General features: G+C 73.4%; 3 protein-coding genes. All 3 read right to left on the bottom strand.

Features of this window, described 5'->3' with window-relative positions; translation table 11 throughout:
- Nucleotides 1-24 precede the first annotated feature (24 nt).
- The 3 genes from FNX44_RS29765 to FNX44_RS21680 all read right to left on the bottom strand — a co-directional run bounded on the left by FNX44_RS29765 (nucleotide 25) and on the right by FNX44_RS21680 (nucleotide 6,655).
- Nucleotides 25-3,138 (bottom strand): FG-GAP-like repeat-containing protein, encoded by a 3,114-nt coding sequence (locus FNX44_RS29765; RefSeq protein ID WP_143650377.1) that lies wholly within the window; start codon nucleotides 3,136-3,138, stop codon nucleotides 25-27.
- A gap of 225 nt (nucleotides 3,139-3,363) precedes the next feature.
- Nucleotides 3,364-4,257, bottom strand: coding sequence for a DMT family transporter (locus tag FNX44_RS21685; RefSeq protein WP_143650376.1), 894 nt, complete (start codon nucleotides 4,255-4,257; stop codon nucleotides 3,364-3,366).
- A gap of 151 nt (nucleotides 4,258-4,408) precedes the next feature.
- Complete coding sequence (locus FNX44_RS21680) at nucleotides 4,409-6,655, bottom strand: DEAD/DEAH box helicase (RefSeq protein WP_143650374.1); 2,247 nt, start codon at nucleotides 6,653-6,655, stop codon at nucleotides 4,409-4,411.
- Nucleotides 6,656-6,933: the final 278 nt, after the last annotated feature.

Below are 6,933 nucleotides of genomic sequence, written 5' to 3'. Positions count from 1 at the left end.
GGGCGTGAGGGGCGGGTGTCGGTGTCAGGCGAGGCTGACGTAGCCGCCGAAGCCGTCGGCGACCTGGGTGCGGCCGGTGAAGGAACCGTTCGGCTTGCCCCGGTTGAGGAAGACGCGGCCCTTGGTGTCGCGGGCGACCAGGTCGGGGATGCCGTCGCCGCTCATGTCTCCGGCGACGACGATCGTGTTGTACGAGCCGCCCCAGTTGGTGAAGACGGTTGCGCGGCTCTTCAGCTTGCCGTTGCCCAGGCCGTCGTAGCGGTACAGGGTGCCGCCCTTGGTGCGGGCCAGCAGGTCGCCGTGTCCGTCGCCGTTGAGGTCTCCGGCGCCGATGATCTGGGCGTACTTCCAGTTCGAGGCGATCTTGACGCCGGTGGCGAGCTTCCCGGTCGACGTGCCGTTGAAGCGGTAGACGTCGCCGGTGGACTTCTTGCGTGCGATCAGGTCGGGGCGGCCGTCCCCGGTGAGGTCACCGGGGTACGTGAGCATGTCGTAGGCGTTCCAGCCGGTGCCCAGCGAGACGCGGCTGGCGGTGGGCTTCGGGACGCCGTTGCAGGGGCCGTTGTACCGGTACAGGGTGCCCTTGGTGTTGCGGACCAGCAGGTCGTTGCAGCCGTTGCCGGTCAGGTCGCCGAAGGGGACGTAGGTGTAGCCGGTGTGCCAGCCCTTGGCGTACGTCTTGAGGTGGACGCCGCCGCGGAAGGCGTGTGCGGTGAGCGTCCCGGCCTTGTTGATCGTGTACAGCTCACCGATGCCGTCACGGTTGGTGTCGCGGTGGGCGCCGGTGCCTCCGGTCAGCCACAGGCCGCCTTTCTTGACGTCGCGGTAGGTGGTGTCTCCCGCGCCTCGGACGCTGATGGTCCAGTTGTGCGGGCCGCTCACGGCGGGCTTGCCGTTGGCGTCGCGGCCGTCCCAGGTGGGCGTGATGGACGCGCCCTGGGACTTGCTGCCGTTCACCGTCCGCACGGTACGGCCGAAGCCGTCACGGAGGGTGAGGCGCCAGGCGGTGGCGGGGCGGGAGAGCTGGAGGGTGCTCTCCCAGCGGCGCTTGGCGCCGTACTGGAGGTTCTTGCCGGGAGTGCGGGACTCCAGCACGGTGACCGGCGAGCGCGGAACGGTGACCTGCTTGATCCGGACGCGCTGTGCGGTGTCGACGTAGGCGACGTTTCCGCCGAACCGGTCGACCGTCCATCCCACGCGGCGCTGCGACTTGAGCCGGTTGGCGGGCAGGTCGGCGATCTGCGTGGTCCGGGCGGCGCTGCCGGCGCCCTTGTGGAAGTCGGTCAGCAGGAGCTTGCCCGCGGTGCGGTCGTGGCGGACGAGGAAGCCGTCGCCGAGTAGCGCCTCGCCGGAGGGCACGCTGATGCCGCGTCCCGCCTTGCGGTCCCAGACGCCCGCCTTGCCGGTCGGACCGCAGTTCCAGTAGAGCCAGCGGCCGACGGCCTGGAGTTCCCTGGGGGTGCAGCCGGAGCCGACGTTGATCGTGGCGGAGGTCTTCTTGGTCTTGAGGTCGTAGGAGTTGACGTTCCCGGCGCCGGACACGGGCTTCCACAGCTTGTTGCCCCACAGGGCGCCGGCGGTGACCGACCGGGTGTGGACGACGTGGGAGTCGCCGGGCTGCTCGACGTCGCCGACGTACTGCCGCGCGGGGTCGGTGCCGTTGGCGAGCGTGTAGCGGCCGGCCGTGTCGACGAGGCGCTGCTGGCCGCCGCCCGCCCTGATGTCGGCGTGGGTGTCCGGCGCGCTGGGCACCCGCACGGCGCTACCGGAGGTGAACGCCGTCCGGCCGTTGCCCATGGCGTGCAGTTCCACGCACGCCTCTCCCGACTGGCAGGCGTTGTAGTCGAATCGCAGCGGCCAGCTCGGCACCGGACCGCTCACCGGCCGGCCGTCGGGGGCGAGGTTGTAGTCGTAGAGGGCACGGCCGCCGGTGCCGGGCTTGAACGTCGCGACGGTGAGGCGGCCGGCGGCCAGCGCGAGCCCGTCGACGGGCCCCCGCACCGGCTCCACGCCGTGGATCGTCCGCAGGCCCGGCGCGTCGGCGCCGGCGGAGACCCGGCGTACGGCCCAGTTGTCGGCCCGGGTTCCGCCGATCGCGACCACCGAACCGTCCGGTGCCTGCGCCAGGCGCCGCGCGGCGTGGGTGAGCAGCCGTCGCGGGGTCCCGCCGTCCAACGGCACGGCCCACAGGGGTTGGCCGAGGGCCTTGTCGGGGTACTGCTCGTTGTGCACGACCAGCAGCCAGTTCCCGACCGGGGCGGCCTGGGCGCTGCGGCGGTCGGTTCCGTCCACGGGGGCGGGCAGCGGGACGAGCCGCACCGCCGTGCCCGGGGCCGCGCGGGGCACGAGTACGGCGTTCTCCCACTGCGGGCTGTAGCCGACGATGTGACCGGCCGACAGCACGACGTTCGACGGCAGTGTGCCGCCCAGCTCGGGGAACAGCCGCTGGACCTCGCCCGTGCCGTAGTCGAGGTGGAAGTACGCGTCGGTGGCGGAGTCAACCGCCGGGCGGAACCGGACCACGGCGCCCTTGGCGTCCTGCGCGGCCGCGCGCATCAGCCGCCAGCCCGCGGGGAGACCGGTGAGCGGGCGGGTGACGGTCTCGCCGTCGACAAGGCGCACCAGGTTCAGCGCGGTGACGGACCCGTCCTCGGCTCGTTCGGCGGTCAGTACGCCGTCGGCGACGACGGCGCCGAGGAAGTGCTGGCCCTCCGCCACCGGGACGGCCGTCTCCTGCCCGGTGTCGACGTCGGTGATCACGACCGTGTCCGGCTCGTCCTCCGCCCCCTTGTCGACGCGGTGCGACAGGCCGGGGTGTACGGGGTGGGCCGTGGAGAGGCCTCGCGCCGGAAAGCGGGTCCGGCCGGTGGCGTAGTCGGTCCACTGCTGGCGGTCGACCTCTTCGGTCAGGTGCAGGTAACCGGTCCGGCCCGCGATGAGCGGGTTCACCGTGCGCGGCCGGAAGCGGGCCGAGGCGTCGACGACCGTCTCGTCGGCGGCCACCGGCTGGTCGGCGGCGGCGCCGTTCGCGGTGGCGGCTCCGGTGACGGAAAGCAGCGGCAGACCGACGGCCAGGGCGGCCGTCACCGCGGTGACACCGCGGAGGGTCCTGTTGCGTATGAGGGGGTGGCGAGCCACGTGTGGTCCTCCCCGTGAGGCGTGGAACCGCGCGCGGGTCGGCAACGCGCGGTGGGCGGTGAAGCTGAGGTGTGGTGGAGCAAGGGGGGGGTGGAGCAAAGGGGTGGAGCGAAGAGCTGAGGTCCGCACAGCGGGTTTCGCGGCACGCGGAGGAGGCTGCGGGGAGGTGTGGGGCCCTCTGTGTCGGAACTCCGCGTGAGCGCGAGTGATCCTAGCAGTGAGCTGTCATGCGCCGCGGTCGGCGGCGCGGTGGGCCGGGCGGAGGGCGCCGAGGTAGACGCCGAGCAGGATGAGCGGCGCGCCGAACAGCAGGTAGCCGGTGAGTGGTTCGTCGTCGAGCCAGGCGGAGAGCACGATCGTGACGACGGGCACGAGCACGAAGACGTAGGCGGCGCGGGAGGCGCCCCAGCGGCCGATGACAAACAGGTACAGCACGAACGTCAGCACCGAGCCCGCGACGACGAGGTAGCCGAGCGCCCACCACGTCGCGGCGCGGACGGGCAGTTCCCAGCGGTCGCCGGCCGCGAGGGAACCGGCGAAGAGCGCAACCGCCGCCGCGGTCATTCCGACGGCGTTCATCGTGACCGGGTGGACCTTCGGCAGTCGGCGGACCAGGACGGCGGCCTGGGCGAGGCACAGCACCGCGCCGAGCATCGCCAGCACCGACAACACCGGCACCGCGCTCCGCAGCGGCGCCTGGGTCACCAACGCGACCCCGGCGACGGCGACAAGCGTTCCGGCGACGGCCGCCGGGCGCAGCCGCTCCTGGCGTTGGGCGACGGCGAGCAGCAGCGCGGCGAGCGGTACGAGGGCGAGGATCGTCTGGGTGAGGCCCGCGTGGAGGCGCACCAGCGCGTAGTACGTCAGCGAGAACGTCAGACCGAAGTTCAGCAGCCCGAACAGCACCGCGCCGGCCAGTGCCCGGCCGCGCGGCAGGGCCAGCCGGGAGGCCGCCATGATCAGCAGCAGGAGCACGGCGGCGGCGCCGAACCGCAGGGCCGCCCCCCACAGCGCGTCGAGTTCCCGGTTGCTGAACCGGATGCCGACGGCGTTTCCGCCCGCGAACAGCGCGGCCGCCGCGAAGGCGACGAGGCCGGGCCGGTCGAGGCCACGTTCCATGGCGGCAGGCTAGGCGACCGGCGGGCCCGCGCGGCGCGGCGACACGTCGGCTGCGGACGGGTCAGGCGGGTACCGGGTACGGCCGAGGGCCGGTGACCGACACGGTGGTGTCGGTCACCGGCCCTCGGTGGGTCGGTCGGCTGGCGCCGCGTCAGCCGTTGCGCTTCCAGCGCGGCTTGTCGGCGCGGCGGTCGGCGCCGCCGGCGGGGCGGTCGAACGAGCGCTCGTGGGTGCGGCCACCGGTGCGGTGGTCGTCCCGACGGCCGTACGGGCTGGGGCGGCGCTCGTCGCGGCGGTCGCGGTTGAACGGGCGGTCGGTCCGCTCCCGGTCGCGGCGGAAGCCGCCGCGGTCACCGCGGTCGGTGCGGTCGTACGCCCGGTGCGGACGGTCGCCGTCGCGGCGCTCGCCACGCTCGAAACGGTCACTGCGGTCACCGCGGTCGTTGCGCTCGTTGCGGTCGTTGCGCTCGCCACGCTCGAAACGGTCGTTGCGCTCGAAGCGGTCGCCACGGTCGCCGCGCTCGTCGCGGCGGAACCCGCCGCGCTCGGGGCGGTCGAAGGACCGGCCGCCGCGGTCGGCGTCCCGGCGGAAGCCGCCACGGTCACCGCCGCGCTCGCCGCCGTCGCGGCCGCCACGGCCCGGACGGTCGCCGTCCCGACGGAAACCACCGCGGTCACCGTCCCGACGGAAGCCGCCACGGTCACCGTCCCGGCGGAAGCCGCCACGGTCACCGCCGCGCTCGCCGCCCTCGCGACGGCGCTCCTCGGCGCGGCGCTCCTTCTCCGCGCGGGCCGCTTCCTTGGCCTCCCGGACGGCCGCGGCGGCCTCTTCCTGGGCGAGAGCCTCGGCGCGCTCCTCGGCGGCACGGGCGATGGCCTCGTCCGGGTCCTCGCCGCGCTCGCGGGCGGCGCGACCGGTGAGCTGGTCGGCCTCCTCGCGGAGTTCGGCGGCGCGGCGGCGGGCGCGCTCGAGCTTGCGGGTCAGTTCGGCGACCTCGAGCTCGGCCTGGCGGGCGGTGCCGGAGGCGGCCTCCGCCTGCACCTCGGTGAGCGAGCGGACGCCGGTGATGCGGGCGACCTCGTCGTCGAACAGCTCGCCCCGGCCGATGATGTGGCGCGAGGCGTCGACGCCGGCGTCCTCCATCAGGCGGAAGATCTGCCGCCGCTGGTGCGGCAGGGCCAGCGACACGACGCTGCCCGAGCGGCCGGCGCGCGCGGTGCGGCCGGAGCGGTGCAGGTAGTCCTTGTGGTCTCCGGCGGGGTCGACGTTGAGGACGAGGTCGATGCCGTCGACGTGGATGCCGCGCGCGGCGACGTCGGTGGCGACGAGCACGTTGACCATGCCGTCCTTGAAGTCGGCGAGGGTGCGGGTGCGGGCGCCCTGGGTCATGCCGCCGTGCAGCGCGTCGGCCTTCACGCCGGCCTCGCGCAGCTGCTCCGCGACGCGGTCGGCGCCGAGCTGGGTGCGGACGAACACGATGGTGCGGCCGTCGCGGGCGGCGATCGCGTTGGTGATCGGGGCCTTGTCGCGCGGCTTCACGATGAGGATGTGGTGCGTCATCGTCGTGACCGCGCCCTGCGCCGCGTCGACCTCGTGGCTGACGGGGTCGACGAGGTAGCGCTTGACGAGGGTGTCGATCTCGTTCTCCAGCGTGGCGGAGAACAGCATGCGCTGACCGCCCTCGGGCACCAGGTCGAGGAGTTCGGTGACCTCGGGCAGGAAGCCGAGGTCGGCCATCTGGTCGGCCTCGTCCAGCACGGCGACCTCGACGTCGTCCAGCGAGCACGCCCGGCGGTTGATCAGGTCGCGCAGCCGGCCGGGGGTGGCGACGAGGATGTCGACGCCGCGCTCCAGGGCGGAGATCTGGTTGGCCATGGAGGTGCCGCCGCAGACGACCTTCAGCTTGAGGCCGAGCACGTCGCCGTAGGGCTGGAGCGCGTCGGAGACCTGCATGGCCAGCTCACGGGTGGGCGTGAGGATGATGCCGCGCGGCCGGTGCCGGGCGGTGTTGCCGCCGGCCAGCCGGGACAGGGTGGGCAGGCCGAAGCTGAGCGTCTTGCCGGAACCGGTGCGGCCGCGGCCGAGGATGTCCTTGCCGCGCAGCGCGTCGGGGATGGTGGCGGCCTGGATGGGGAACGGGGTGACGACACCGTTCTGGCCGAGCTTGCGCACGACGGGGTCGGGCAGGCCGAGGGTGCCGAACGTCACCTCGTCGGCGTCGACCTCGTCGGCGTCGACCTCGGCGGCCGGGGCGTCGGACGCCTCGGGGGCGTCGGCGTCGGCGGCCTCGACGAGCTGTTCCGCCGCGTCCCGCTCCTCGACCTCGACCGTCTCGACGGTCTCGACGTCGATCGAGTCGTTCCCGGGCAGGGCGGAGTCAGCAGTGATGACAGACATACGAAATGCGAACCTTCCGGAGTTCATCGGCACGCGCCGCAGACTTCCGTGTTCGCACACAAACCGCCTCAATGCGGTCAGCCACGGCCAAGCAGCAGATACGCGCCACACGGCACGCCAACTCTGGGCGGCCGGGCAAATGGGATCAAACGATCTACCACCATACGCACCACCCCCGGCAGGAGGCAAATCGCCCCTGCCGGGTCGAGCGGCGGCGACCCTAGTCCTCCGGATCGGGGCCGGGGTCGACGGGACCGGGGTCCGGGTCCTCGGAGGGC

This window comes from Streptomyces alkaliterrae (genome assembly GCF_007097205.2).
GTDB lineage: Bacteria > Actinomycetota > Actinomycetes > Streptomycetales > Streptomycetaceae > Streptomyces > Streptomyces alkaliterrae.
This window is presented reverse-complemented; position numbering and strand designations above follow the sequence as displayed.

Coding starts and splice junctions, on each gene's coding strand:
- FNX44_RS21685 (WP_143650376.1), bottom strand. CDS start 4,257: ATGGAACGTGGCCTCGACCGGCCCGGCCTCGTCGCCTTCGCGGCGGCC.
- FNX44_RS21680 (WP_143650374.1), bottom strand. CDS start 6,655: ATGTCTGTCATCACTGCTGACTCCGCCCTGCCCGGGAACGACTCGATC.